The sequence below is a fragment of the Mycoavidus cysteinexigens genome, assembly GCF_003966915.1.
Lineage (GTDB): Bacteria > Pseudomonadota > Gammaproteobacteria > Burkholderiales > Burkholderiaceae > Mycoavidus > Mycoavidus cysteinexigens.
Genome location: NZ_AP018150.1, coordinates 1,793,450 through 1,817,073, shown reverse-complemented (window position 1 = coordinate 1,817,073; position 23,624 = coordinate 1,793,450). Strand labels below are relative to the sequence as shown.

The following is a 23,624-nucleotide window of genomic DNA, read 5'->3' as shown; positions in this document are numbered from 1 at the left end:
AAAAAAGCCCCGACTGCTGGTTACAGTTCGGGGCTTTTGTTTTTTGGGGTAACTCTAATTCGTGATGTCGATCAATTGATCATCGTGATCTTTAAGCTGGGCAGTAATGGTTAAACGACGCGTGCTAGGGTCCCATTCCAACTCTAAATTCAGAAGCTCGCGTACCCCGTGCGTGTGTAAAATCGTGCGTTTTACAAGATGTTCAATCTGCCGCAAATCCGCCGGTCGCTCAAAGGTGGGTAGCCAAAGTAGGCCATGTTCTAAATCCAAAAACCAATCACCCTGAAATGACAGTAAGCGAGATTTAACGCGCTGGGCGACCGATTCAGCGAGGGTTGCATAATTGGCGCGTCCTTGCCCAAAGGTCCAGTCGTGGTTTACATCGAGTCTTCTGACTTTCATTGCGGCCCACCAGTGGTATCCCCACCCGCTTCGACGCCGCCATGCCGGTGAGCGTGCAGCGTCACGCCGTTGGAGCTGAGTTCACCTCCGCTATGCGAAATATTGCCAGTAATGGTCGTGCCAGTTTCTGCGCTGCCGGTACCGCTCAAACCGGCTTGGTAGGTTAAAAGCTGTTCAACGACAACAGGGCATTGAATCGTCAATTGGGTGCCTTTGATCGTCATGTTCCCCGCTTGATCCAATTTAAAGTAAGCGCTGCCATCGAGCATGCGCATCATCATTGCGTCATTCGATAAATCGGGAATCACTTTGGGTAAAGAAGAAAACCCGACTAACGCAAAGCCATCAGAGAGATCATGCAGACGATAATCCAGCGGAATGCTCGATTGCCCACTGGCAAACCATCCATCAATACAGCGTTCAGCAAAGAGAATGAGGCATTCATCGCCTGGCGCAACCGGAAAGGTCATGACAAACGCCCCGCCACGTGGAAAGTGCACCGGCACATCGGTGAGCATAGGCAAAGGAGCCGCTTGATCGTTCTGTAAAAGTTGCTCGATCAATGGCTGCACGGAAGCGGTTTGCGTACTGGAATCAAAACTCACAATCCGACCCGGCAAGGCGACATGCAGCTTTTTGAGGGCAGCGGTGATGCTGGCTTCAATAGCGGCATCTAAGGAAGGGGTATGCCATTTCATGATTGATCCTTAATAGGCGTAAAGGCACCGCCTACAGCCGTTATTGTTGTGAGCCACTCGTCGCCATAGGTATCGCCACAATGTGAGACGCTGACGATTTTATAATCGCCATTGAAGGATTCGGTGACAGAGTGCACGCGCACTAAGCTGCCGATGCGGATGGCGGGATTCAGTAAGGTGGTAACGATAAGCCCGTCTTCGCTCGCTTCAGGAGCGCCGATCATGCCGGTGTCTTGTGAAATCAAAACAGCTTCATCCGCTAACACCTGCTGGGCAGGTAGCATCAGCAATTCGCCATCCTGAATCGACCAGTCGGCATGATTGGCTTGAGCGAGCTGACTCAATGCATCGCGGGTATTGCCGCAAAAGATGCGCCCACGAGGCAGGCTATTGGGTCGGCCTGGAGCCACCGTACCGAGTTGGGTTTGATCCAATGATTGCGCAAGCTGCTGGAGCGCCTGCTGATCGGATGCACCTGCTTTCAAAGTGAGTGAGACACGCGCATGCCGATAATCGGTGTCACCATCGGCGCACTCCAGCACCAGAATCGAATCGAGTCCATCGCGCTGTAGCGTGGCTTTGAGAATGTCGCCGGTATAGAGTAAGCGCAGCTCTGCATAGCCCACAGATAAAGCGATCCGTTTAAACCTGCCGCTTAAGAGCTGATTAAGATGCGTGCGATTGAGGTTCCATATACAGATTTGAGCAGGATTGGGCTTCGCGTCAATGGTTTTGGTGATGTCAAACGAGACGCGTAGCGCGTCGATCAGCACGCCATCGTTTGGATTGCCCAGCGCCAACTGATAGCGTCGGCCAAATTGTTTCATAGAGGAATCTGCGTTTTATCCGCAATGTAAAGTAAACAGCGCTGGCCTAAATCTTCTCCGCCGACGGGATCAAGGCCGATACCGCTTTCATCGGTGAGGATGAAGCAATAATCAATAGGCCTGCGCCATAAAATCGGCACACCCACAACCAGCGGCTGCCCTTGAGCGGTATAGCGTTCACGCTTTAAATCAAAAATATCTAGCGCCCAATAATCGGCAAGACTGTTGTAGCGCAGCGTGAGGCGCAACGCATGCCCTTTAAACGCAATCGTCATTTCTTGATACGGGGCGGAATCAACGGGGATCAAATGCATGGCTTAGCCCAATAGATGCTTCAGCAACGACTTCTTTTTGTCGGCGGGCTGGAGTTGGACTTTGCCTTTTTGCGTTTTAGCGGCGGCTTGCTTGCGGGCGCGGCCAGATTGGCGCTGAATGCCGGCGATCGATTGTGTCGATACGATTAAAATCTCCCGACAGGTGATCGTGAATTCAGCGATGCCATCTTGCATCTGATTCAGGCTGATGGACTGGAGGAGCATATTGGAATACAGCTTAGCGCCCGTTAGAATCTCGATCGGCTCAATGGACCGTTGTAATTCCAGTAGAGCATCATAGACCTGCTGCACGCGCTCTTGCGTTGTGCTGGAATCGATTCCGCTCCAGGCCGGTAGCCAGGGAACGAGAGGGCGCGCCTGCTCTAGATTGCTAGCGATTGACTGCTGAAGGGTTGGTGCAGAACCGAGTTCGCGCTGCATCCGCGAGGCGGCCTGCATCGTGACCGCTTTAACTTCGGTCGGCAAAGGAAGCTGATTAAAGAAGTCGGGACTTTTGCGCAAAAATGCGCGATTCATTCCTGTGGGGTAGGTGATCGGTGGCTGGTAATCGGTGACAATGCCTGTGATCGTAATTTGTTTTGGCTCCAGCGCCGCATGATCGGCAATCAGCGCACCGGATTCAATCGGGTTTTCAGAAATGCGTAAAACCGACTGATGTTGCTCAGCGAGCGTTGCATCGAGCGTGACGGTGCCGATGCGGCGGTGCAACACCGAGATCGTCATAGCTTGGCCGCACTGTGGCTGTTATGCGTGGCAATGCGCTGTTGACGCAGTGCATCCACGGTGGCGCGGCCTGCGGCGACGGGATCGGAAGAGGCGATATGGATTTTAATGTCTTGATGGACGGTGTTTTGCTGAGTTTTCTGCGCCTGATGCGTAGTATGGTGGGTCACAGTGTTACTTTGATGCGCAGCTGGATGAGCGGAAGCTGAAGCCAGGTTGACGGCTTGAGCAATATCGATTCCCTGGGTCAGATTCAGTTTTTCGCCCATCCAACGGAAGCTGGATTGCAGTTTAGCCCAGCCTTTAGATATCCATCCAAAGACGCTATCCCAGGCGCGCTGTATGCGGTTAAAGGCCGTTTCAAAAGCCTGAGCGATCCCATCCGCGATATTCGTCCATAGCGTGCGAGCGGATTCTAAGAGCGAGAGAAATAGCGTTTTAAGGCGGGCAACAAGTGCGGTACTTTTGGCTAAAAGGCTTTTCCAAGTTTGACGAATCAAATGATCGAGCTGTGCCCAGGTTGAATTGATAAGAGCTTTAATTTTGCTGGCTACCTGCGCCAGCGTCTTTTGAAACCGAGTTAAATAGTTGCAGCATTGAGCAAAAGCTTCTTGGGCATAGTTGATCCCGTTTCCAAGCCAATCCCAAAATCTGGCCAAAGAGGCTTCACCGCCTCGGAGATGGGTCATCAAGTCATCGATCAAGACAATTAGCCCTGCGATAGCCGCAGCGAGCCACGCAACGGGATTGACGACAAATGCGGCCATCGTTGCGCGCTTGACCCAGGCTAAGACACCGACCAATGCCCATAGAGCCGCTTTCCATCCGATCGTATGGCGGATCACGCGATCCATCGCAGACCCTGTATGAACCAGCGCTTGTACGGCAGCAAACAGGATGTCAATAAACCGGCGCAGCCCATCCCGAATCAGCTCTTTATTGCGTAACAAAAAGGCTTTAAAGCGATCCGCGAGTAGAAGTAACTGAGGCGCTAAACCAAGAGCGATTTGTGTACGTAAAGACTTGAATACCCAGCCCATGCGGGCCATTGCATCGCCCCAGGCAGAAGCCCTATCCGCTTGCTCTTGTGTCGCGATGCCTAAATCCTGTGCCTCTTGCATCAGCTCGTGCAGTTCAGCTTTAGATAAGCGTAGCGTTTGCACCATCGCCGCATCGATGCCCATCTTTTGTAAGAAGGCACTGCGCTGAGGATCAGAGAGGCGCTGCATTTTGTCCTGCAATTCGCCCATCATCTGCGTGACGGATTTAATCGAGCCATTGGCGTTTTTGGCTGAGAGTCCGTAATGTTCAAAAGCGCGTGCGCCTCGTCCTATCCCATCGGCGGCCTCGCCAATGACTTTAGAGAGTCCGCGCACTGAGGCCGTGGCGGCTTCAAGAGAAGCACCATTTTGCGCCGCAGCAAAGCCGAGTTGCTGTAAATATTCGGCGCTGACGCCGGTTTCGCGTGCGGCTTGATTCAGCGTATTGAGACCATTCAATGCCTTGGCAAAGAAAGCGGTGAGGCCACCCGCCAATGCGCCCACGGCGATTGTAGCAATCGAAGCGGTACGGGCGACATCGGAGAGCGCTTGGCGAAACTGCTGGGCTTGCTTAAGATCCGCGACGACGCCGAGCTTAAAGAGAAATTCGTCAACGACCATGGGTGCTTTGAGTCAGTTCGGTTTGAATGGTGTCCCACTGCGCTATGGCCTGATGAAACTCGACCAAGTCAGACAACGTATAAACGGTTCTGAGTTCATTGAGCGTGCAGTGCTTGCGCATGATGGGCAGCCAAATAAACCAATCGATTAGGTCTGAACCGGAGTGGGCATGAGGGCGCTTAGACTGTTCCAAGCGCCCCCTTTGAAAAAATCGGCGAATTGCACCTTACAGCCTTCCAGCAGAACGCGAATGAGGTGCGAGCGATGTTGATTAAAATGGGTCTCAAGCTGATGGGCGAGCCGAAAGGGTTTATCTTGATTCGCTTGAACGGTCGTATGTTCATAAATCAGACGCTCGATTTCAGCGACTTGAGGGCTGCCCAAATGGGCTAAAAGCGTGCCGATTTCAAGGTTGCTCTCTTGGGAAACTTTAATCCCCTCAAGTAATTTGCCTGCTTGTTTTAAGGCGGCCCAGCCGGCCATCGCATTCGCGGGGGTCATGCGGTATGTGATGCCGTCGAGTTCAAATGGGTGGGGGTTCATGCGCGTTTTAAACCTTTTTCTAGAGTGATGGTGAGCTGTTCAAAGACGAGGGTCCAGGTGACCGCGTTATGGCCCATGCCTCGCGTATAGTCGGGTGAGGTGGTGAAATAGCCATTGAGGCCGCTGACTTTGTCGTCATTGAGTAAATCGACAATGGAGAGCGTCAAGGGAATAAATGTTTTGATGGTTGAGCGCTGTTGCTTAAATAAACGATCTAAATAATGGTTATCGGGGCTCTGCTGTTTAATTTTAAGGGTCAGCGTGCCGGACTGGTCGGGATTCGCAATAAAAACACCAGTGCCATTCGCGCCCATCGTGTAGCTGCCAGCATCGGCATTCAATTTAGCCTGAATCACATCGTTGCCGTCGCTCCAATCGGAGAGGCGCACGCCATTGATTAAAACAGAGACGTCACGGGGACTAAAAATAGTACTCATAGGAATTAACGATCAAAATTAACAAGAATGTCAGCAGCATGAATTGCGCCAGCGAGTTTGAGCGCCACTTGAATCGGGGGCGCTTTGCGGGCTTCACGGTCACTGCTGGAGAGGTGATCAACGGTATCGACCCACACATAAAAGCCCTCTTCAAGTCGCTCACCGGTGTGTAAATGCCCAAACGGATCACCCCGCCACACCCCTGCGGCAAACGCGCCATTGCGCACGCCTTCGCGGCAGACGCTTTCAACGGCCGCTAAGAGCTGATGCGTGCCGGCATCCGTCAGCGGAATCTTGGTAGGACTGCGGTGTAATGTGGCGACGACTTCTTTTTGCACGGCATCGACGAACCAATCTAGGCTATGCACCTCATCAAAGAAGCGCCCGCCTAATACTGTCCCTTCGGCAACCATCGCGGTTTCGTCGAAATAGGTGTAATAGTTGATCCCTAAGGCTTTGCATTGACTGGCTTCGGTCAGCGTGAGCGGATGCGGGGTGACGCCAGGCAGTTGCTTGAACTTCATCGTGATCGTCGTGTTATTCCCCGCGAAGTTCACCGATAAAGCACGCGCGAGCCAGCTTAAGACCGCATGGGGATTATCTTTGTCATACAAAGCGACGACGCGATCATTCTTCTGATCGGCCAACTGCTTAAATACATTTAAAAAACTGGGTTCCAGGTGCTGAGGGTTAGAAGTCGTCAACCCCAAAATCTTTTTATTGGCAGCGAGGACCCAATTGGCCACCTCTTTGATTTGGACATCGGTTAAGGGGTGAAGAATGTTAAGGGCATACCAGTGATTAAAGCGGGCCTCAAGCTGTGAGAGTGCTTCGGTGAGAGAGTGTGCTTCGAGCGTGACGGCATCGGTGCCGGCGACTGAATAGGCATCCGCGCTATCGAGCTTAAGAAGGGTGCCTAAATAAGAGGGCGAGCTACTTACCGTCAGCGGCTGCCCATCGCTGTTCATTAAACTTAATGTGCGACTTGCGCCGGCTTGATCCGCTTCGACGATAAAGCGGTGCCCCGTACTGTCCCAATGCACGGTGAGTTTATCGGCGGAGGTTTTAGCGGTGATCAGGGTTGCTATTTCTTCATGCGTATTGGCGCTAGAAAGATTGATTTTGGAGTAGTTTTTAAGGGAGGAGCCGACCTTAATCGAGAAATAGCCGACAGAGACCGCTTTGAGCTGCTCTAACGTGGCGGTCATCGGTCCGCCATAGAGTTTAGAGTGAGTGGCCGCTATCGTGCGTTTAATACGAACCCAGCGCGAAACCACCAGGCGTTTAGGGCGCGGGGTTTGAGCAAAGAATAGGCGAGCAGCCTGAGCGGTGGTGCTATGGCTGCCAAAGGCTTGCTCAACGCTGTTAGCATTCGCAAATTCAGCATACAGCGTATGGGCATCATTAAACACCTGACCGGCTTCAGGGGTCATTAGATTCAACACGCCAAAATCCCGTCGGCTGGGGGCGAGGGGTTGGACGTTGAGTTGAACATTGATAATTTCGCTAAGAGGCAGCGAAGTCGCCATATAAATTCTCCAAAAAATTAAATATCTGAGCGCGTCAGAACGGAGGCATGCTCAATTCGTTTTAAATCGATCTCAACGCAATCAGAGTGCGAGAAAATGGCGTCAAACTGAGCGCGTTCTTCAGGTCCTGCGCCCATCACCGTGGTTAAATCGCGTAACGGCGAGAGGGTAACTAAACCAGCGTTTAAGCGGGTACGCAGCATGGCTTGCGTCGAGCTGGCTTGTAACAGTGTCGTGAGCGTTTGCATGAGTGCGTAGGCGTTGTTTCCAAAGGCTTCAATCGATACGGTGGTGAGCCGCGCGGTGCTCAAGCGCTCGATTTCACGTGCGCCATCAAACGCTTGTCGGGTGGTGCCGATTTCAACGGAAGTCAGCACAGAAACAATCACACAGGGTTCAGTACCAGAGGGTCCAGCCTGATAACAGGGACGTACCGCGCCACTAGGTAACGACAAAACCTCGCGCAGTAGGCTGCGCAGTGCCTTCATGTCGAACTGCTGTTGCGTCGTAGTAGCCATAGTGAGCAAAATTAGAGAGCTGAGTTAAGCGCCAACGATGGTTTTGATGCAATGCAATATCGCCTTCGATCAGGGGGTCTTGGCTCAAAATCCGAATCGCGGGCAAATAGCGCTCGCCTTCAGGAAGCTTTAAAAGATCGTCCTGACCGGCGGGATAGACAATCGCGGTGACCTCAAGCATGTAATACTGTTCTAACCACTCGCCATGGTCGGGATGGTGCTGGCCATAGCGGCGGGAAAGGGTGATGCGCTGCGTCAGTTCACTTTCATCAAAGAGTGCCTTAAGATTCATTGACCTCTCGCACGATAGAAGTGATCGACTGGTGCAGTTGGCCAATATCGATCAGTGGCTGGCTGGACTTTTTGCGCTGGATTGTCGTAGCCTTGAGGGGCGCATGAGAGCCGTGGCGGATTTCATGTTGGACGTCTTGAGCGGCTTTAAAGCCCACCTGCTGATAGGCTTGTTCAGGCGATTGCTTTTGCCTGACGGCCTTACGCAGTTGTGTGGCGAGTGCATCGGTATAGACCTGCTTATTTCGAATCAACGTCGATCTTAAAAAGGGCCGTGCGGGAATGCCTTTATTGGGTGCGCCAAATTCATGCACAGCAGCGATTTGAGCGTTACTGAAACGGGCCTTTTGATCCTTGCGTGGCGCAGTTTTGGCAATGACGCCGACATAGATTTCTTTCTGGCCCAACGCTTTGATTCGATTGAGCAGCCCATCCAATTTAGAAAAGTTCATCGTCACACCACGAGCGCGCCAAAGCCCACCTGTTTGCGCAAGCTAAGATATTGTTGACCGTAGCTGGTGGCTGCGAGCCAAGCATCTTGCATCTCTAGCGGGCTCGGGGACGCATAGTTAAGCTGAACCTCGCCGGCTTTACGAGATGTAATGGCATGAACTGGAGCGGTTTCGCCCTTGTCGACTTTCTGCTGCATGCTCCAGAAGTGTGCGACCAATAGACAGGCCCCCCGCGGATAAAACGCGCCCCAACGTTCGATATTAAAGAAGGGGCGCGTATCATCAATCAGCAGTTGAAGCTGTGCCTCTTCCACCGCATCGAGCACAGGAAAGCGCGCTTTAACGTCAGCCGGTGTAATGGCCATTTAAATCCCATCGATATACAAAGCGGACTTCGGATAACGGAATTCAACACCGGAGTATTTGTATTCGCCGTTGATGAGTAATTCCAATCCGCGTTGCTCTGGCGCATGGAACATCAGCGGCATGGGGATATGAAAGGCGAGATTGACGGGATCTTTCTCGTAAACCATCATCCGTGTGCTTTGATTTTGACCTGCGCGATCGAGGTCAATCCCGCCTCGAAAGTCAATATCGATATTTTTTTCGGCTTTGGCGATATTGTTCTCGCGCACGTATTGCAAAATGGTTTTATCCGATCCTTTGCTGCGCGGTGTGCTGGCAAGATGCGCGTAGTGCGCCCCAGGCAAAATGATCGTATTGGGTGTGCTATTGCGCTTGGTCTGTGTCCAGACTTGCGTAATCACTTCGTTGAGTTCTTTTAAAACCTGTTCAGGCGTCGCTGTTGTCCAGCTACCGACACCGGCTTGGACTTGAGGGACAAAGGGAGAGTTGAATAAACCGGTGAGTTCTTTTTCGCCAAACAATCCTACCTGGTTGAGATGAGCGCGATAGGCATAAAAAGCGGCCTCAGCCCGATCTTGGTCAATGGCTAAGTTTAATTTAGCGGACATGCGCAATTCGTTAAAAGTATACGCATAGCCAATTGAGCCTGAGATGACCGGTATGGATTTTGTATCATAATGAACATCGACCCGAGGAATATCGTCGCCTTTGCCGCTATGGCGCTGGCCTTGGCCGGCAAAATCCTTCATGCGATAGGTAATCGAAGTGGCCCATTGGCCGGCAGAGGTTGAGATCGGTAGCAGCGCTTCATAATCCAGAAGAGCACGCTTTTTTTGGTAAATCTGTGTTTCAACAGATTCGAGTTGTCCGGTTAAGAAAGCCAGGGCTTGAGAGGAATCTTGGATAAGGCTGGCGTCTTGGAAAATAGACGTGCGGCTGAGCGCATCAGCAAGAATTTTGTTCGGCATAATTCAATAGAATAAAAGAAGAAGGGGGGGTTATTCAACTTGGGTTGAGGTAGTCTTTTTAGACGAGCTGGAGGCGGCGGGCATAGGGGGGAGGAGGTTAATCCGCACGCGCGCAATCGCTCCGGCCGCGGCTTGGGTTTCCCATAGAGCGCCAGGGACGGCTATTGCCGTGCCGGTGGAGAGTGCGCCCGTCGCGTCGGTCGTCACTGCGTCACCTGGGCTGACAGGGTTTTTAGCGATGGCCCATAGCCGTCCAATTTCCATGACGGGTACGGTAGCTTTGGGCGCATAGCTGACGTTGCCGGTTTGATTCGCTTGCATCGTAGCGTGGCGCACGCTTAAACCGATGATGCGGCAGCCTGTAGAAGGCAACACCGCAGTATCTGCGTCAGCACCTGCGGCAACTGCTAAACCAAAGTCAATCTCAGCGGTACTGGCATTACGGCGGTTCACAATACTGTTGGGGCCATTATCGGCCTCGAGTCCAGGGATACCCCGCTCGAGCTGTGCATCACCATAGTCGGCGAGTTGAATTGACATAAAAAACTCCTGATTGAATAAAAAAGTTAAGCGGTATAGGTCGCTTGTAGCTGCTGAATGTATTGCGTGCGGGCAGTCTGTGGGTCTAACGGGCGGCTATCGGTGTTCAGTTGGGTGTTCAGTGCATCTAGAACCGGATCACGGCGTGGGGTGCCTTGAGGTATCGCGCTTAACACTTTAAAAGCGCGTTGAATCATGACCTCGTCGGCGTTATCGAGCGTGTGTCCGGCGAGCAGCGCATCGACTACGGGTTTGTGCTTCGGATAAAGCTGCTTAACCACTTCGTGCCGAATCGCATGACAACTTTTATCTGCTGTCTGAAGAGTGGGCATTAACTGCTTAGCATCGGTCACGGTTTCAGCCCAATCGGCAATCCAGGCATCGCGTACGGCAGGAGTAGCTTCTTTCTGGCGTAGGCTTTGGTTTTCGGTTTCGAGCTTTTGGATGGTTTGGGTTAGCGCATCCATTTGGTTTTGTATTTCGCCGCAATCATGGCAAGGCACATCAGTTGTTTGAGCGGTCACTGTTGTGTCGGTGCTTTGCGTCGTGGTTTGATCAGAATCAGAGGTCATCATTTCTCCGTTAGGGTTAGAATCTTCAATGCGGCAGGTGGGCCCGCAACGAGGGGTGCGCGTGAGTGCGATATGGTTGACGCGAATACTTTTCTGGATGCCGTCATAGGGCTGCCCATCTGGGGTCACGCCAGAGATCATCTCTTTGTTGGATTGATAACCGGCGGAAAGGCCCACCTTGCCGCTTTCAATGAGGGCAATGGTGCTTTTGTCCTGCACCACTAAATCACCGACCACGTAGCCCTCTTGTTGCCGGATATTGCGCACAAAGCCCAGCGCGAGATGCCGCCAGTTATCGGCTGTGACAAAGAAAGAGGGTGGATGGTCGTTGGTGAGCGGCGCGCCTTCATAAGAAGCCAGAGAGTCGGGCGCAAAGACTTCTTCAGGCGGGCGATAGATATTGAGAATGCGCATCGGATCGCCGGATCCGTCAGCAAACTCGATGGCGCGATACGATTGAATCCCGCTGCGTGCGAGTTTGGCGGGCGCAATTAAAAAACCCTCTGGCGTGTAGGTTCGCTCAGAGGGCTGGCTATCTAGAATTTCGATCATGTTAAGTCAATAATGGGTAAGGCGACACAGCGGCAAGCAATCTCGTGGCCTGGGTGGCCGGACTCGGGTGGGGTCTCCCACTTAAACCGTTTGCCATCGTTATCCGCGTGACTGTCTCGTACGCGTTCATCGCCACTGGTTTGCCATTCGTATTCGGTAATGCCCAATGCGGTTTGACGGGCTTGGGCAATCGCCGCATGGGTTTTAGCGGTTTGATCACGGGCAATCAGGCGCGCACGCTTTTCGGTGGCACCGGTCAATTTCTTAATGTCTTTAGCGAGTTCGGTATAGCGCCGTCCTTCCAAGACTCCGGTTAAAACGGAAGTGCGCAGTTGCTCAAAATAGCGCTGTGAAATCGACCGGATCAAGTGCACATTCGTTGCCATAGCTAACTGCAAGGGTGCATTGAGCGTTGGAACATTCAGTAATGGGGCGATATCGATGCCAAAGGCATAGCGAATACTGCCAATCAGCGCCGTGCGGTTGTCTTCATCGACCTGCTTGACCATGCGTTGCGCCCAACGGTGTGCGTGGGCAATCAACGCTAGAAAGGCTCGAGACACACGCTCTAACGCGGCTTGAATCCGTTGAACCAGCGATTCTGATAACGCATCCTGCGTATAGCCGTCCTCTGGTTCTTTCAAGATCGGCAAAATCTCTTCTTTAACGCGCTGATGCATCTGTTTCACCAGGCTCAACAACTGATTGCGGTAAGCGACTTCGGCTCGACGGTTGAGTTTTGCTGATCGTAGTACGCGAGGGCGCTTAGACTGGCGTTTTGTCGTGTGTTTGAGGTGTGCCTTGATCAGGGCGGGTAGCGTCAGGTTCATCCGGTGTGTCTAATTCTTGCGCGAGTGCTTGCGCTTCGTCTAAATCTTCATCGGTAATCGCATAGGTATCATTGGCTTTGAGGCGTTTGAGGCTATGCGCTTCGTGAATCACCCCTTGCATCAGATAAATTTGATCGGTCTCGGCGCGGATTTTTTCAGCGTTGGCGCGTTCCGCTTCACACAATTGCCAGAGCGGATTAAATTCGATCACGAGGTCTTTGAGGGGGTGACCCAGCTCAGACATCGCCATAACATCGTAAATCTTTTCGACTTGAGGACGTAAGATGTTTTCTTGCTTGGCTTTGAGCGCATCGTAGTAGTTGCGAATATCGCTTTCCCCCGTGGCGCTCAGGCCGGTAGGAGATTGCCCAAGCAAACGGGTTGCCGGAATGTCTGCCGCACCTGAAATACGTTGTAAAAACATCGTGGCGACTTCGCTGACTCCGCCAAAGTTGATAGTTTTTTGCTGATAGTCATCGGCGCTATCGAGCAGCATCATCCGGTTAAAAGATTTGGCCGTATTGGTGACTTCAAAGCGTTTTAGGACTTCTTGAGTGCCGGTATCGGTGCTCAGCATGTGAGTAAGTCCCTCAATTTTTAAGATATCTACGCACATTTCAAAGAACATGCTGGCGGTGCCGCTGGCGACCGTATCACCGCGTTGCAGTTCGTCGTAAAGAGCTTGCAGTACGCTATCGTGCCAAAAGCCTTGCTGTTTTAAATCACTGACCGGCACCAGCGCGCCATCGGAGAAGATGAGACGGCTGGCATGAATGTTTTGCTGTGTCTCTGCGACGCGATAATGCTCCGGCCGCCAATATTCAGGGCGGTTTAAGTCAACCAGGCAAGGTTGCTTATCTACTGTGAGTTGGTGTTGATCCAGAACGAGAAAGCCCTGTAGTGCGCCTTTGCGGATACGTTCAATCTCTAATGGCGTCTCGGGGTCCTCACCCGCTAAGCTCATGTAGAGCGCCGAGCCGCCAAAGAGTCGGCCCCATTTCAAATTATTCGTGAGAAGCGTCACGAGCTTAAAGCGCTTTTCGGCAGCTTCCAGAGCGTCTTTACTCTTTTCGTCTCCTGTTTCGAGGCTCAGCCATTCCCGAGTCATATCCTCAGCCGGCGCATCGATGATTTTTCGAGCGAGCCAGTTCGAGCGATACATCGTGGCGAGTTCGCTGCGGCTAATCGTTTTGCGAAACGCATAATGGTTATACGCCATCTTGTCGCGGCTATTCATCAGGCCTGCGACGAGATTGGTGAGGCTATCTTGGGTGATGTCCGTTGACTGGACTGCCAAGGCGGGTATCGCTTGCGCCTCTTTATTTTTATGTTTTTTTGACAAAATTTAACCTAAACAGTGAATTCGGGTAAAATAAGAATCGGGCGTTTGGTACTCCCTTCATTGGATTAATCTCCAGTGGCCCGCTAGGGATACTGAGCGCCCACCTTCCTAAACTTCCCTCTAAGTCCATCCCGACCAATCCGAGCTTTTCGCTAAACAATCGGTAATCGCATCAATCATGGGATCAATCTGGTCATCGTGTGCGTGGGTGTTATTGGCCGTGAAGGCCTCGCATTCGGCAATAAAATCTTTCACCCAAGGCGCGTTTTTAGGTAGCGTAATCCGCCCTGACTCAATGTAAGCCAGCACGCCCATGATGCGGGTAAGCTTATCGGTGCCACGAGGAATGCCTTTAACGGGGATACGCCCGTCTTCCTGAATATCTTGAATTAGCCCTGTGCCTGAGGATTTATCCTCAACCAGCAGTTGCGCTAAGGGTGAGCTGGTCTTATGGTCATAGGGTTTATGACTATTCCAAAAGGCAATCGCACGACGCTTGAGTTCGGGCGCCGGCCACTTACCGCGGATTAAATCGAGTAAGTACAGCCGGTTATCTTCCCCTAAGCCCCACAGCTGAAACACGCTGTAATCGTTGTGCTCAGCGGTCTTTTGCGCGGTATCCGCATACACCTTACGTAAGCGAATGCGGGGCGGTGTTTCGTAATATGAAAACCATTCACTTTTGATTAAATCCCCGCCCAGTGCTCTAGGCTGCTGCTGGTACTGGCTAGTAAACACATAGCGGTCCGCTTGCTCCAACGCGCATAAATCGTTGAGCGGTTCTTTATAGGGCCAGTAGCTAAAGCGCCCGTGTTTGTCCCGTTGTGAGGCGTCTATCTTGTCTCGATAGCCAGAGGGTAGGGCGGCCACATACGCATCATCTAACAAAGCTGGAATCGAAACGAAGGTCCAGTCGCCAGGCACTTTGCCTATTTGGATAAAGCCCGTGGGATCTTCCTGGGCCAAACGCTGCATGATGACAACAATCGGTGTATCCGGCTGGGCTTTACGGCTTTTAACAGTCGAGACCAGTTTACGATTTGCTTTGTCACGGGCGGCTTTGCTATAGGCATCTTCGACTTTAAGCGGGTCATCAATGATGAGCGCGCCTTGCCAGCCTGGCGCCATGTGGCCGGCTCTAAAACCGGTAATCTGACCGCCCAATGAGACCGCGTAGACGCCCCCAGCTTTCTTACCATCGAGCAGCACATTCCAGCGCTTTTTACTCTTTGCATCCTGAGCAATCGCGAGCGGCCACAGCGCTTGATATTCCTCACTACGGATGATCTCTCGCGCCATCTCAGAATTGAGTAAGGCTAGATCGTCCGAATACGAAATATGCAGAAAGCGTGCTCGAGGATTTAAGGCTAAGCCCCGTGCAATCAAATTAATGGCGACTAACTCAGTCTTGGACGAGCCTGGCGGCACATTAATCACGACATTCTTCAACTCACCATCAATTACTTTCTGCACCGTATCGGCAATCAATGCATGGTGCCAATTTAGATGAAACGGGATGCCTTGGCGGTGTTTAAAGAAATACCGAGTAAAAAATAGGTGACTGTGCTCGCACTTGGCCTTAGCCACCGCTCGAAGTACCTCAGGATCAATAGCTTTCCTCAAGGTGGGCGACGGTGGCTTTGACTTGGGCTTCATCGACGATGGTAACTCTTTGTTCAATCGGGCCATCATGTGTGCCGCTGATATTCTGCTGGATGCGGTCGCCGTACTTCTTGGGAGCTAATTGCCCAGCGAGCCATTTACGCGCATCGACGCGGAGTTTAGAACGTTGTACGGCTTCGTGGCGCACGCGTTCATTGCCTTGCTCGTCGACTTGCATATCCTGAGCAGAGTCATCGGCAATATCCAAAATCTCATCGGCCAACGTGTCCGCTTGAACTTCGCGTGCGCGCGTGTATTGCTTGCGAAATGGTTCGGATTGATTCAGCCACCGATAGATGGTGACTTGATCTGGCATCTCTTTAGCGGCGCAAATAGAGCGCAAACTTTGGCCGACCATCAAGCGCTCACAAATCTTAGTCGCTAGAGCAATCGTGTATTTGCTGGGCCGAGCCATCGTTAAGGTAAAAGCGAACAGGCATAAAAAAAGGCAGCGTCTAGGCTGCCTGAGGCTGAAAATGAGGGGGAAAACATCCCGTAAAAAATGCTCAAAAGAGCGTCTGAATCTTAAGGGCGGTTTTTCCCACCGCCATTGTCGTGGTTTTTGTCGTGGTTTGCAAAAGTTCATGTCGTGGTTTTCCATCGATAAAGCGTATAGCCTCCGTTGCCTGCCCGCGAAGGTATTTTAAATATTGTTCCCATCTCGGTGAGCATATCTAAAACGCGTAATACCCCTCGATGGGTAGCGCAGCGCTCTTTCTTACTTTTCAGATTCGGATTAGCGTGCCGCACGATTTCAATCATTTTGAAATTCCGTTCAGGATAGGCACTCATAAGCTCGATAATCTCCCGCGCATATTTCATCCAAAAGCCTTTTCGATGCGAAAGCATCCGCTACGTAAAATAGTCTCATAAGTAGTCAGCGACATTTGGAGGCGTCGTGCGGCTCCGACCCTGCCATAGTGAGCACGGCCGGATTCCCAAGGCTGAATATATTCTGCTTTTATCACGTGTTGCTCTTGTTTCATCATCGCAACATAAGCCCGTTGCACAATCTCGGCATTCGGGATGTAGGGTGGAGGCAAAGATGTTTCGGCCTCGCCTAGATCACTGGGCGCACGATAGTACCGTTCAGCCGAAGCGCACTGCGTAGGCGGCAGAGGATGCGGCCAGGGTCCAGACCAGCACCAGCGAACCCAATTTTGTATTTCATACTCCACCCACTCGGGAATAAGCCGCCATGAACCTGTACTTTGCTTCATTCGCTGATCCTCACCTCGACTTCAACACGAGGCGTACCGTATCGCTTGCTGGCGTGTACGTCGATGACTTGTGAATCATCTTTCCAAGTGACGCCGTTCGCGCCGTCCTTAACCGCTTTGACGATGTTATCCAGGTCTGGGCGTTTGGTAGGCATGAATTCGCCGATTGCTGCCGCTCGCTGCTTTTTAAGGCTCCAACTGGCTGGAATCGGTAGGAATGCTCGCACAATCAGCGCTATGGCAGATTCGATTGGGCTTTGTCCGTTCATCGCTTGCTGTGCGGCAAGCTTTACGAGGTTTTCATATCGTGCCGTTTTTTCTGGAGTGTAGTGCGCGATGTGGCCGTTACGGATACACGAACGAGCACGGCCTTTGGCAATGGGCTGGCCTGGGATCGTGAAGGCGATTATGTTGAGCATTTGTTTGTTTGAAATGAAAAAGATTAAGCGGCGATTTGTTGAGCTTCGTTTTGCAAAAGCACGGGTAAATTTTTTACGTTTAGCAGTGTGAATTCAAGCAGCGGTTGATCGGTTCCTTGGCGCATGACTCGCTGCGCCATGGCAGCATTGCCGACGAGCAACGGTGGGACAACTTCAAACCCAAGTTGCTGATTTGTCATTTCTGCGATACCAATCAACACGGGTGGATAGTCAGGCACTTCGCTGCGCACCCGGTATCCACGGTAACGGTTCACAAATTCGTTGCGTATAAACGGCCAGTCATCTTCATGCTTTGTGCTGAGTTGCACCCAGCCGCCCATTTCGGAAAGCACGCGATGAATAAGCGGGTCGTCGAAAACAATACTTGGGTAAGGACCTTTTTCACGCATGGTTCGATCCACTTTGCTCCAAGCAGTCAACGCAGCATCTTGCGTAGAGCCTTGCAGCATTTTGTGCACATCGGCGATCTTGGGCATGAACTGGCCCGTATCGGGGTTGTTCACATGCCGGTTGAGCGCTTCGCGTACAGCGGCGAGGTCATAGGCTTGCAAGCCTTGCCAGTAGAGCGCAATGACTCCAGAAGTCAAGTCACGTCCGTACATGGCTGCGACGGCTTGCAGCAATCCATCGAATGCGTTGAAGTCACAGGATTTCATAAACTTCTTCCCCGAAAATGAGTGCCTTGGCTTGACGCCCCGCTTCGGCATTTCTGGCCTCCAACTCAGCCTGTTTGCTGAGCTTTGGTAAGCCACGGCGATTAAGCCCAAACAGCCCCTTCCAGCTGCTCACGATGCTTTGATCGATCACAGCGGAGGGGTCGTGACCGTCGTCCCGAAGCCGAGAAAGCTGAGCAATCGCCCGAACTTGAGCCTCATCGCTCATAGGCGCTTTCAAGCGCTTTCGATGCTTCACGAAAGCTTCCCAATCGGCCAAAGCCAGCCAGTTCGGCAAGGTCACAGCGGGCGCATCGCGCTCGCCAGGGGTTGAAGGGGATTTATCCCCTTTAGGTTTTGAAGAAGAAGGTGAAGATGAAGAAGAAGATGAAGGGGAGGGATATTTTTCATCGGTAAGGGGGGTTTTAGGTTTTGTTTCATAACCCCCCTTATCCTTCTTCGGCCTCCCCCCCTTGCATCCATGTTCAGCGCCCAATTGTCCATATTCTTTACCCCCCTTGCCGCCTTCAGCGCGGATATTGCGGAGCCGTTCATCGTTAACCATTCTGCGTGAGTAAATCCCCCCTTGTTCTGTACATGAAAACACCCCTGCATTCTCGAGTTCGGCGAGCAGCCCTTTAACTACTTTCTCAGTTTCACCAATCAATCGGGCAAGCTGAGTGGCACTCATCGCTTTGCCGTTAATCGCAAGCTGCCCGTATGGCTCGCATTCATGCATGATGCAGAGCATCTCAATCCATAAGCCGCGAGCAGCTACTGAGCAGCTTTGTAGGGCAGAGTCTTTACGCCAGTCGGCGGGGTAGAATTGGAAGGCAGGTCGCTTCATCTTTAAGTTTTCCCTTATCTAATATCTATTACTGTTCAATCTCTTGATCTGAGGCCTTATTCGTCCCGAACGGTCCCTGCCAATAAATCCCGATGCGGACTAAGCTTGCCGTATATGAATTCACGAAGAATCTGACGGATGAACGGGCTTAACGAATCGTGGCCTTTGAGTGCAGCTAACTCTTTTAGATCTGTCTTGAGCTTTTCGCCCAAGTGCAGCTTTATTTCTTCTGTGCATTTTTCGCGTTTTTGATTGAACACTTCTCTAACTCACTATAAGAGTAGATATGACTGAAAATGAAATTAAGCTTGGCTCATTAGTTTTAGAGCCGCAAAATAATAGGGTCCTTGCCAAGGCAGCTTTTGAACGTATGAATTCTGGAATCCGAGAAAGAATCTCGGCAGAGGTCTTGCTCCCTGTTCACGGCAAAACCTTGGAAGCCATTCAAGAGCAGTTTTTTCGGCATACATCCAAGCTGCTTGAAGAGTTTTGGTTTGCGAATGATCCTCAGAAGTTTTGGAGGCCGGTATAACGGCTTTTCTCTGCGCGTTGCAGAAATCGCAAGCCCATTCGGTTATGGTTTTTTTTAAATACATTTAGGCATTTCTTGATTTGGCGCGAGAAAAGAAGGCGTGCTTTGCCCGGACTGTGACGGCTGGTTTGTTAGTTCTGGCCAAATAAGCATCCAGTCATCGGGACGTAAATCGCGGCGCGTGATTTTTCCATTAGTAGCCCTTTCGATTGATGCACAAAGCTCAGCCCCCATTTTTTGTTGGATGCTGATCGCCTTGCGTATATAACCCATTGTGGTATTGCAAGCTGTTGCGAATTCAATTTGCTTGGCAGTAGATAGGCTATTTATATAGGTGCGTAGTTTGCTCATGCCAATTTTTGAAATACGTAGATGTTGGGTATCGGTAATAATAATTTACCCCGGGGTAAATATATTTGTCAATACCTATAGGGTATTTACCGAGCGGTAAAGGTTACACATACTAGAGAAATGGATAAATATGAACGCAGGCGTCAACGCTTGATTGAGTTACGAGACACTAAATGCGGTGGGAATGCCGCGGAACTAGCTCGTAGAATCGAGCGAGACGCATCCTATGTGGCGCGGATGCTTTATCCAGAAGGTAAACGAGGGAAAAAACGTATAGCTGATGAAATGATCGAGGTCATTGAGGTTGCTTTTGGGCTGCCGCAAGGGTGGCTTGATCTTATGTCTGAACCTTCTAAACCAATGGCAGCAGCCCAGAAAGTAGCTGAGAATTCTCCTAAAACAGAGCATCACTCAAATCCGGTAATACAAGAGGTGATCCGATTAATGGAAGCCACAGATAATAACGGTAGAATGATGGTGTTAGGTGCTGTTAAACTTACGCTACTCCAATATATACCTACTAGCAAAAAAAATAAGTAATTGTGATAGCAAGCTAACAATAGCTCTCAAAACAAAAGAGGGGGGACTTCATAAGCCGCGCCCTTCCGCTATACACACGGCCTATAAAAAGGCACATACAACGCCTGTAATCGTTACCTTAGCGCTAAAAATAACACAGAGGTAACCTTCTAACGCATAAATATTTTTACCTGCGGGTATTGACATTAATTTACCTGTGGGTAAAATATGGTCATCGTCATAAATAAACAACGACAGATGAGCCAAGTAGCCAACACCCACATTTATTCTATCTCTCCAGGAAACCCGAATAGTTTTGTGGCCATTCCTCAGCAAGAAATTGATGCAACGGAAAGGCTGATAGCTATTACGCCTACGAAGTTGAAGGGCAGTTCTGCGCCAACCGTTAATGCACGTGACCTGCACGCATTTTTAGGAATCGGAAAAGACTTTTCGACTTGGATTAAAGATCGTATCGCGCAATACGGTTTTATTGAGGATCAGGACTTTGTACTTTTCACCAACTTTGGGGAAAACCTTGCCGGAGGTCGCCCCGCTAAAGAATATGCTTTGACTCTCGATATGGCGAAAGAATTATCGATGGTCGAGCGCAATGAAAAAGGCAAGCAGGCCAGGGAATATTTTATTGAATGCGAGCGCCGCACTCATTCACCTGCAATAGATTTACACAGTTTTCTTAATGATCCCAAATATCTGCGAACGATATTGCTGGCGTATACCGAAGAGGTCGGGACGCTGCGAAGCCAAGTGGAAGAATTAAAACCTAAAGCGGATTTTTATGACCACGTTGGAAAAGCGATCAATGCTCAAACGGTGCAAGAAGTGGCCAAAGTCATTGGTACAGGGCCTAAAAGGCTTTTTTCCTGGTTGCGTGAGCGCCGTTTATTGATGAAGAACAATTTACCGTATCAAGAACAGATTGAGGCAGGGCGCTTTCGCGTGATTGAGCGGCAGTATGAAGACCCGAGAGGCGAAAACCATATCTATGCGCGCACCCTGATTACTGGAAAAGGGTTGACGTGGATTCAAAAGCAGTTTGCTCAAGGAGCGATAGCATGAATGATGAAACCATCGATGTGATTGCTGTATGCCAGAGCGCTATGGAAAATAAATTCGCCTTCATTCAACCTGAAAAAAGGTTGAACAGACAATTACCGATCAATACGGCAAGAACAGACAGGCAAAATTTATTAAAGTCTTTTTTGCTCAAATATTGGCCTATAAACCACATGCCTATGGTCATCATTACAAGGCCAAGAGCAGCAGGTGTAGTCATATTTGGAGTTAAAGCGGCTGATATTCAGGCGAACATTAGCGAAAGAGCTGACTCAGAAGGTAATCAAAAGAAGGCTTTGCCAACGAGCGCGAAGATACCGGCAGCGACAAAGCCCAGTATCCATTTCAGCGCAGACATTTCAGCACCTATAACGATAAATCGAGCCTCCATATCTTTTCGCAAATCGCTTATCTCATGGCGTAATGCTCCGTGCTTGGTATCTATATCTTTACGTAGATCACTTAAATCATGGCGAAAACTTGTTTCGAGTTTTTCTAAATCATTTCTTACAGTAGATTCATATTCTCGCAGATCAGCTTTGGTCGCTAATTCTGCTGTCTCGTGTGAGTTTCTTACGGCGATAGAAAAAGCTTTCGCCTGCGCCTCTGGCACGCCAGCATCTTTAAGCGTTTCAACAAACTGCAATGTATCGAATGCAACTGCACCCATGGTAAATACCTCCTGTCTCCAAATTCTAGCACAAGATTTTCTTTGTGATGGTGATACCAGAAAAGCTGCAAACGAGGGCGAATACGACCCATGGAGCGTGGCATGAACGTGAACGAACTGATGCATAAGGTCGAAGCACACTACGACTGGTTGCAGGCTCGGTCAGAAGCTGCCGATGAGGCTTACTGCTCGCTTACTGACGAAGTAGAAGAAAACATGACTTTCGACGATCTACTAGAAGCCATGGTGGACCTGCCAGATTTGGTCAAAAAACAAGCGCTACGTGATGCTGCTCAGGCTCACCCTACGAATTTGCTTGCTGAAACCTACGAGCGCCTTTTGCAAGCGCAGACAAGCAAGGCTCTGCAAAGGGCGGAAGAATGGGCGTATCAGAGAAGGAGTATCGCATGAAACGTTTTGAAAACGACAACGCGTTACTACGCGCGGCGATATGGGCAAATCGCATCGAAGTTCTAATCAAAGCCAGCACAACCCTTGCGGCTATAGCCGCCTTTTTGACTGGCACCCTCGTTATCTTCATCAATTGGAGTTATGTATGAGCACGCCGATTCCCACATTCAATTGGAGAAAGCTATGAGCGCATTAGTCGAAAAACAGACTTTCGATCTCACGCCGAGATCTCTAGATGAGGTGATGAAATTTGCTGAGTTGATGGCGAGCTCTTCGATTGTGCCAAAGGAATTTATCGGCAAGCCCGGTAATATTCTGGTGGCGATTCAATGGGGCATGGAGCTTGGCTTAAAGCCGATGCAAGCGATGCAAAATATCGCGGTGATTAACGGCAGGCCCTCGCTATGGGGGACGCCGTGATTGCACTCGTGCGCGCGTCTCCACTGTGCGAATACGTCAATGAGTCATTTTCCAATCAGGTAGCAACTTGCCGTGTTAAGCGGGTCGGCGAAGCTGAGCAAATGCGGAGTTTTTCGGAAGCGGATGCCAAGCAAGCAGGGCTATTGAGCAAGATAGGTCCTTGGACGCATTACCCGCAGCGCATGATGCAAATGCGAGCCCGTGCTTTTGCGCTGCGGGATGTGTTTCCTGACGTACTAAGAGGAATGCCGATTGCGGAAGAGGTGATGGATAGTCCTGTTGAAAAGGGGGGCGCATCGCGCTATGTCTCTCCAGCAGAGATTGTCTCCAACACCGCCTTACTCCCCCAACGCACTGAACAGCACATTCACCTCATTGAAAGATTGGAAGAAGTTGCGCGCACAGGCGGCTACGAAGCATTGGCCGCTTGCTGGTCGGGTAAGTGTGCACTGGAGGGCGGTGAAACGCTGACGCTTGAAGACCGCAAAGCCATTGGTACCCAAGAATTAGAACGGCTCAAAGAAATGGCTAAGAGCAACGCACCTCTGTCCCTTCCCGAAGGGGATGGTCATGAGTGACTTGATTGAACAGCGTAGTGATGCATGGCGGTTTGCCCGTGCAGGTAAGTTAACGGCCTCTCGCTTTAAAGACGTGATAGCCGTCAAGTGCGATGGTAAACCGACGGCCGCCCGCGATAAATATATGAGAGAAATGGTATTTGAGCGTTTAGCAGGGGTGCCGCGGCATGAGATCAACGGCCCGTCTCTCAAATGGGGGACTGAAGCGGAGGCTTTTGCTCGCGAGGCTTATGAGCTTGAAACCGGTTATCTGGTTGAACCGTCAGAATTTACTGTGCATCCAGACTATCCATTTATTGGGTGCTCACCCGATGGTTTGATAGGACAGGAGGGCGGCTACGAAAGCAAATGTCCGATGGATGAGGCGGTGCATATTCACACTTGGCTCAATGGTATGCCTGACGAGCACATGCCACAAATTCAGGGGTGTATGTGGGTGACAGGGCGTTCATGGTGGACCTTTGTTTCATACGATCCGCGTTTGAACGAGCGCTTGCGCCTTTTTTATCAGCGCATTGAGCGTGATGACGCCTATATCCAAACCCAGTTATTGCCTGCTTTGCTTCAATTTGAAACAGAAGTCGAACAGATGCGACTGTGTTTAGAAAAGCGAGCGCAAGTGGGTGAGAGCATGACCCAAAATGAGGCAGTGTGAGCA

The 23,624-nt window shown here is 50.8% G+C and carries 37 protein-coding genes; 8 read left to right on the top strand and 29 right to left on the bottom strand.

Going from position 1 to position 23,624, the window contains the following annotated elements; all coding sequences use genetic code 11:
- Positions 1-54: 54 nt before the first annotated feature.
- The 27 genes from MCB1EB_RS07755 to MCB1EB_RS07630 all read right to left on the bottom strand — a co-directional run bounded on the left by MCB1EB_RS07755 (position 55) and on the right by MCB1EB_RS07630 (position 18,668).
- Positions 55-402: a contractile injection system sheath initiator gene (locus tag MCB1EB_RS07755; RefSeq protein WP_045361570.1), complete on the bottom strand. Its 348-nt coding sequence runs from the start codon at positions 400-402 to the stop codon at positions 55-57.
- Positions 399-1,100, bottom strand: a complete 702-nt coding sequence (locus tag MCB1EB_RS07750) for a Gp138 family membrane-puncturing spike protein (RefSeq protein WP_045361573.1) — start codon at positions 1,098-1,100, stop codon at positions 399-401. Before MCB1EB_RS07750 ends, MCB1EB_RS07755 begins: the two co-directional genes overlap by 4 nt.
- Positions 1,097-1,927 carry a phage protein gene (locus tag MCB1EB_RS07745; RefSeq protein WP_045361576.1) on the bottom strand — a complete coding sequence of 277 codons (831 nt, stop codon included), beginning with the start codon at positions 1,925-1,927 and terminating at the stop codon, positions 1,097-1,099. Before MCB1EB_RS07745 ends, MCB1EB_RS07750 begins: the two co-directional genes overlap by 4 nt.
- Positions 1,924-2,241 (bottom strand): phage baseplate plug family protein, encoded by a 318-nt coding sequence (locus MCB1EB_RS07740; protein ID WP_045361579.1) that lies wholly within the window; start codon positions 2,239-2,241, stop codon positions 1,924-1,926. The genes MCB1EB_RS07745 and MCB1EB_RS07740 overlap by 4 nt, the downstream gene beginning before the upstream one ends.
- Positions 2,242-2,244: 3 nt before the next feature.
- A complete protein-coding gene (locus MCB1EB_RS07735; RefSeq protein WP_045361582.1) occupies positions 2,245-2,985 on the bottom strand; it encodes a phage baseplate protein in 741 nt (246 codons plus the stop codon).
- Positions 2,982-4,646: a phage tail tape measure protein gene (locus MCB1EB_RS07730; RefSeq protein ID WP_052393555.1), complete on the bottom strand. Its 1,665-nt coding sequence runs from the start codon at positions 4,644-4,646 to the stop codon at positions 2,982-2,984. Before MCB1EB_RS07730 ends, MCB1EB_RS07735 begins: the two co-directional genes overlap by 4 nt.
- Positions 4,636-4,767 carry a hypothetical protein gene (locus MCB1EB_RS12535; RefSeq protein WP_269471761.1) on the bottom strand — a complete coding sequence of 44 codons (132 nt, stop codon included), beginning with the start codon at positions 4,765-4,767 and terminating at the stop codon, positions 4,636-4,638. The genes MCB1EB_RS07730 and MCB1EB_RS12535 overlap by 11 nt, the downstream gene beginning before the upstream one ends.
- Positions 4,768-4,793: 26 nt before the next feature.
- On the bottom strand, positions 4,794-5,189 hold the full coding sequence (locus MCB1EB_RS07725; protein ID WP_045361585.1) for a phage tail assembly chaperone: 396 nt from the start codon (positions 5,187-5,189) through the stop codon (positions 4,794-4,796).
- Positions 5,186-5,626 carry a phage structural protein gene (locus MCB1EB_RS07720; RefSeq protein ID WP_045361588.1) on the bottom strand — a complete coding sequence of 147 codons (441 nt, stop codon included), beginning with the start codon at positions 5,624-5,626 and terminating at the stop codon, positions 5,186-5,188. Before MCB1EB_RS07720 ends, MCB1EB_RS07725 begins: the two co-directional genes overlap by 4 nt.
- Before the next feature lie 5 nt (positions 5,627-5,631).
- Positions 5,632-7,155 carry a DUF3383 domain-containing protein gene (locus MCB1EB_RS07715; protein ID WP_045361592.1) on the bottom strand — a complete coding sequence of 508 codons (1,524 nt, stop codon included), beginning with the start codon at positions 7,153-7,155 and terminating at the stop codon, positions 5,632-5,634.
- Between the two features lie 17 nt (positions 7,156-7,172).
- A complete protein-coding gene (locus tag MCB1EB_RS07710; RefSeq protein ID WP_161566204.1) occupies positions 7,173-7,673 on the bottom strand; it encodes a phage neck terminator protein in 501 nt (166 codons plus the stop codon).
- The gene (locus MCB1EB_RS07705; RefSeq protein WP_045361598.1) at positions 7,597-7,965 is read right to left on the bottom strand and encodes a hypothetical protein; all 369 of its coding nucleotides are present in this window, start codon (positions 7,963-7,965) and stop codon (positions 7,597-7,599) included. Before MCB1EB_RS07705 ends, MCB1EB_RS07710 begins: the two co-directional genes overlap by 77 nt.
- Complete coding sequence (locus tag MCB1EB_RS07700; protein WP_126353971.1) at positions 7,955-8,416, bottom strand: hypothetical protein; 462 nt, start codon at positions 8,414-8,416, stop codon at positions 7,955-7,957. The genes MCB1EB_RS07705 and MCB1EB_RS07700 overlap by 11 nt, the downstream gene beginning before the upstream one ends.
- A gap of 2 nt (positions 8,417-8,418) precedes the next feature.
- Entirely contained in the window at positions 8,419-8,781 is a 363-nt protein-coding gene (locus tag MCB1EB_RS07695) for a DUF4054 domain-containing protein (protein WP_126353956.1), read from the bottom strand.
- On the bottom strand, positions 8,782-9,750 hold the full coding sequence (locus MCB1EB_RS07690; protein WP_126353955.1) for a DUF2184 domain-containing protein: 969 nt from the start codon (positions 9,748-9,750) through the stop codon (positions 8,782-8,784). It lies immediately after the preceding gene.
- A 30-nt stretch (positions 9,751-9,780) separates the two neighbouring features.
- Positions 9,781-10,290 carry a structural cement protein Gp24 gene (locus MCB1EB_RS07685; protein WP_126353954.1) on the bottom strand — a complete coding sequence of 170 codons (510 nt, stop codon included), beginning with the start codon at positions 10,288-10,290 and terminating at the stop codon, positions 9,781-9,783.
- A gap of 26 nt (positions 10,291-10,316) precedes the next feature.
- Positions 10,317-11,414, bottom strand: a complete 1,098-nt coding sequence (locus MCB1EB_RS07680; protein ID WP_126353970.1) for a DUF2213 domain-containing protein — start codon at positions 11,412-11,414, stop codon at positions 10,317-10,319.
- Positions 11,411-12,244, bottom strand: coding sequence for a phage head morphogenesis protein (locus MCB1EB_RS07675; protein ID WP_126353969.1), 834 nt, complete (start codon positions 12,242-12,244; stop codon positions 11,411-11,413). Before MCB1EB_RS07675 ends, MCB1EB_RS07680 begins: the two co-directional genes overlap by 4 nt.
- On the bottom strand, positions 12,180-13,586 hold the full coding sequence (locus tag MCB1EB_RS07670) for a DUF1073 domain-containing protein (RefSeq protein WP_126353968.1): 1,407 nt from the start codon (positions 13,584-13,586) through the stop codon (positions 12,180-12,182). The genes MCB1EB_RS07675 and MCB1EB_RS07670 overlap by 65 nt, the downstream gene beginning before the upstream one ends.
- A gap of 120 nt (positions 13,587-13,706) precedes the next feature.
- Positions 13,707-15,242 carry a phage terminase large subunit gene (terL, locus tag MCB1EB_RS07665; protein ID WP_045361605.1) on the bottom strand — a complete coding sequence of 512 codons (1,536 nt, stop codon included), beginning with the start codon at positions 15,240-15,242 and terminating at the stop codon, positions 13,707-13,709.
- The gene (locus MCB1EB_RS07660) at positions 15,193-15,663 is read right to left on the bottom strand and encodes a terminase small subunit-like protein (protein WP_045365346.1); all 471 of its coding nucleotides are present in this window, start codon (positions 15,661-15,663) and stop codon (positions 15,193-15,195) included. The genes terL and MCB1EB_RS07660 overlap by 50 nt, the downstream gene beginning before the upstream one ends.
- Positions 15,664-15,830: 167 nt before the next feature.
- Positions 15,831-16,070 carry a hypothetical protein gene (locus MCB1EB_RS07655; protein ID WP_045361607.1) on the bottom strand — a complete coding sequence of 80 codons (240 nt, stop codon included), beginning with the start codon at positions 16,068-16,070 and terminating at the stop codon, positions 15,831-15,833.
- The gene (locus tag MCB1EB_RS07650) at positions 16,067-16,468 is read right to left on the bottom strand and encodes a hypothetical protein (protein ID WP_045361609.1); all 402 of its coding nucleotides are present in this window, start codon (positions 16,466-16,468) and stop codon (positions 16,067-16,069) included. The genes MCB1EB_RS07655 and MCB1EB_RS07650 overlap by 4 nt, the downstream gene beginning before the upstream one ends.
- Entirely contained in the window at positions 16,465-16,887 is a 423-nt protein-coding gene (locus tag MCB1EB_RS07645; protein WP_126353966.1) for a RusA family crossover junction endodeoxyribonuclease, read from the bottom strand. The genes MCB1EB_RS07650 and MCB1EB_RS07645 overlap by 4 nt, the downstream gene beginning before the upstream one ends.
- A 23-nt stretch (positions 16,888-16,910) precedes the next feature.
- On the bottom strand, positions 16,911-17,564 hold the full coding sequence (locus tag MCB1EB_RS07640) for a DUF6475 domain-containing protein (protein WP_126353965.1): 654 nt from the start codon (positions 17,562-17,564) through the stop codon (positions 16,911-16,913).
- Positions 17,551-18,408 carry a phage replication initiator YdaU family protein gene (locus MCB1EB_RS07635; protein ID WP_126353964.1) on the bottom strand — a complete coding sequence of 286 codons (858 nt, stop codon included), beginning with the start codon at positions 18,406-18,408 and terminating at the stop codon, positions 17,551-17,553. Before MCB1EB_RS07635 ends, MCB1EB_RS07640 begins: the two co-directional genes overlap by 14 nt.
- A gap of 56 nt (positions 18,409-18,464) precedes the next feature.
- The gene (locus MCB1EB_RS07630) at positions 18,465-18,668 is read right to left on the bottom strand and encodes a ribbon-helix-helix protein, CopG family (protein ID WP_126353963.1); all 204 of its coding nucleotides are present in this window, start codon (positions 18,666-18,668) and stop codon (positions 18,465-18,467) included.
- A gap of 26 nt (positions 18,669-18,694) precedes the next feature.
- On the opposite strand from MCB1EB_RS07630, the gene MCB1EB_RS07625 reads away from it, so the two are divergent.
- Positions 18,695-18,940: a hypothetical protein gene (locus MCB1EB_RS07625; protein ID WP_045361612.1), complete on the top strand. Its 246-nt coding sequence runs from the start codon at positions 18,695-18,697 to the stop codon at positions 18,938-18,940.
- Between the two features lie 54 nt (positions 18,941-18,994).
- Here the strand turns inward: MCB1EB_RS07625 and MCB1EB_RS07620 are convergent, their stop codons facing one another.
- Positions 18,995-19,291 (bottom strand): transcriptional regulator, encoded by a 297-nt coding sequence (locus tag MCB1EB_RS07620; RefSeq protein ID WP_045361614.1) that lies wholly within the window; start codon positions 19,289-19,291, stop codon positions 18,995-18,997.
- Between the two features lie 120 nt (positions 19,292-19,411).
- Between MCB1EB_RS07620 and MCB1EB_RS12255 the strand changes: the two genes are divergently transcribed.
- Together MCB1EB_RS12255 and MCB1EB_RS07610 are read left to right on the top strand one after the other, a co-directional pair.
- Positions 19,412-19,831, top strand: coding sequence for a hypothetical protein (locus tag MCB1EB_RS12255; protein ID WP_197721973.1), 420 nt, complete (start codon positions 19,412-19,414; stop codon positions 19,829-19,831).
- Between the two features lie 207 nt (positions 19,832-20,038).
- Positions 20,039-20,890 carry a phage antirepressor KilAC domain-containing protein gene (locus MCB1EB_RS07610; RefSeq protein ID WP_081953427.1) on the top strand — a complete coding sequence of 284 codons (852 nt, stop codon included), beginning with the start codon at positions 20,039-20,041 and terminating at the stop codon, positions 20,888-20,890.
- 280 nt (positions 20,891-21,170) lie between these two features.
- Here MCB1EB_RS07610 and MCB1EB_RS12210 read toward each other — a convergent pair whose 3' ends face one another.
- Positions 21,171-21,557 (bottom strand): CCDC90 family protein, encoded by a 387-nt coding sequence (locus MCB1EB_RS12210; RefSeq protein WP_045361617.1) that lies wholly within the window; start codon positions 21,555-21,557, stop codon positions 21,171-21,173.
- Between the two features lie 102 nt (positions 21,558-21,659).
- Between MCB1EB_RS12210 and MCB1EB_RS07600 the strand changes: the two genes are divergently transcribed.
- Genes MCB1EB_RS07600 through MCB1EB_RS07590 form a run of 5 tightly spaced genes read left to right on the top strand, consistent with a single transcriptional unit; the run spans position 21,660 to position 23,621 of the window.
- Positions 21,660-21,968, top strand: coding sequence for a hypothetical protein (locus MCB1EB_RS07600; protein WP_045361619.1), 309 nt, complete (start codon positions 21,660-21,662; stop codon positions 21,966-21,968).
- Complete coding sequence (locus MCB1EB_RS12065) at positions 21,965-22,117, top strand: hypothetical protein (protein WP_161566203.1); 153 nt, start codon at positions 21,965-21,967, stop codon at positions 22,115-22,117. Before MCB1EB_RS07600 ends, MCB1EB_RS12065 begins: the two co-directional genes overlap by 4 nt.
- 34 nt (positions 22,118-22,151) lie before the next feature.
- The gene (locus tag MCB1EB_RS12205) at positions 22,152-22,388 is read left to right on the top strand and encodes a hypothetical protein (RefSeq protein WP_175577355.1); all 237 of its coding nucleotides are present in this window, start codon (positions 22,152-22,154) and stop codon (positions 22,386-22,388) included.
- Positions 22,373-22,966 carry a hypothetical protein gene (locus MCB1EB_RS12200; protein ID WP_052393560.1) on the top strand — a complete coding sequence of 198 codons (594 nt, stop codon included), beginning with the start codon at positions 22,373-22,375 and terminating at the stop codon, positions 22,964-22,966. Before MCB1EB_RS12205 ends, MCB1EB_RS12200 begins: the two co-directional genes overlap by 16 nt.
- Positions 22,959-23,621 (top strand): lambda exonuclease family protein, encoded by a 663-nt coding sequence (locus MCB1EB_RS07590; protein ID WP_045361621.1) that lies wholly within the window; start codon positions 22,959-22,961, stop codon positions 23,619-23,621. Before MCB1EB_RS12200 ends, MCB1EB_RS07590 begins: the two co-directional genes overlap by 8 nt.
- Positions 23,622-23,624: the final 3 nt, after the last annotated feature.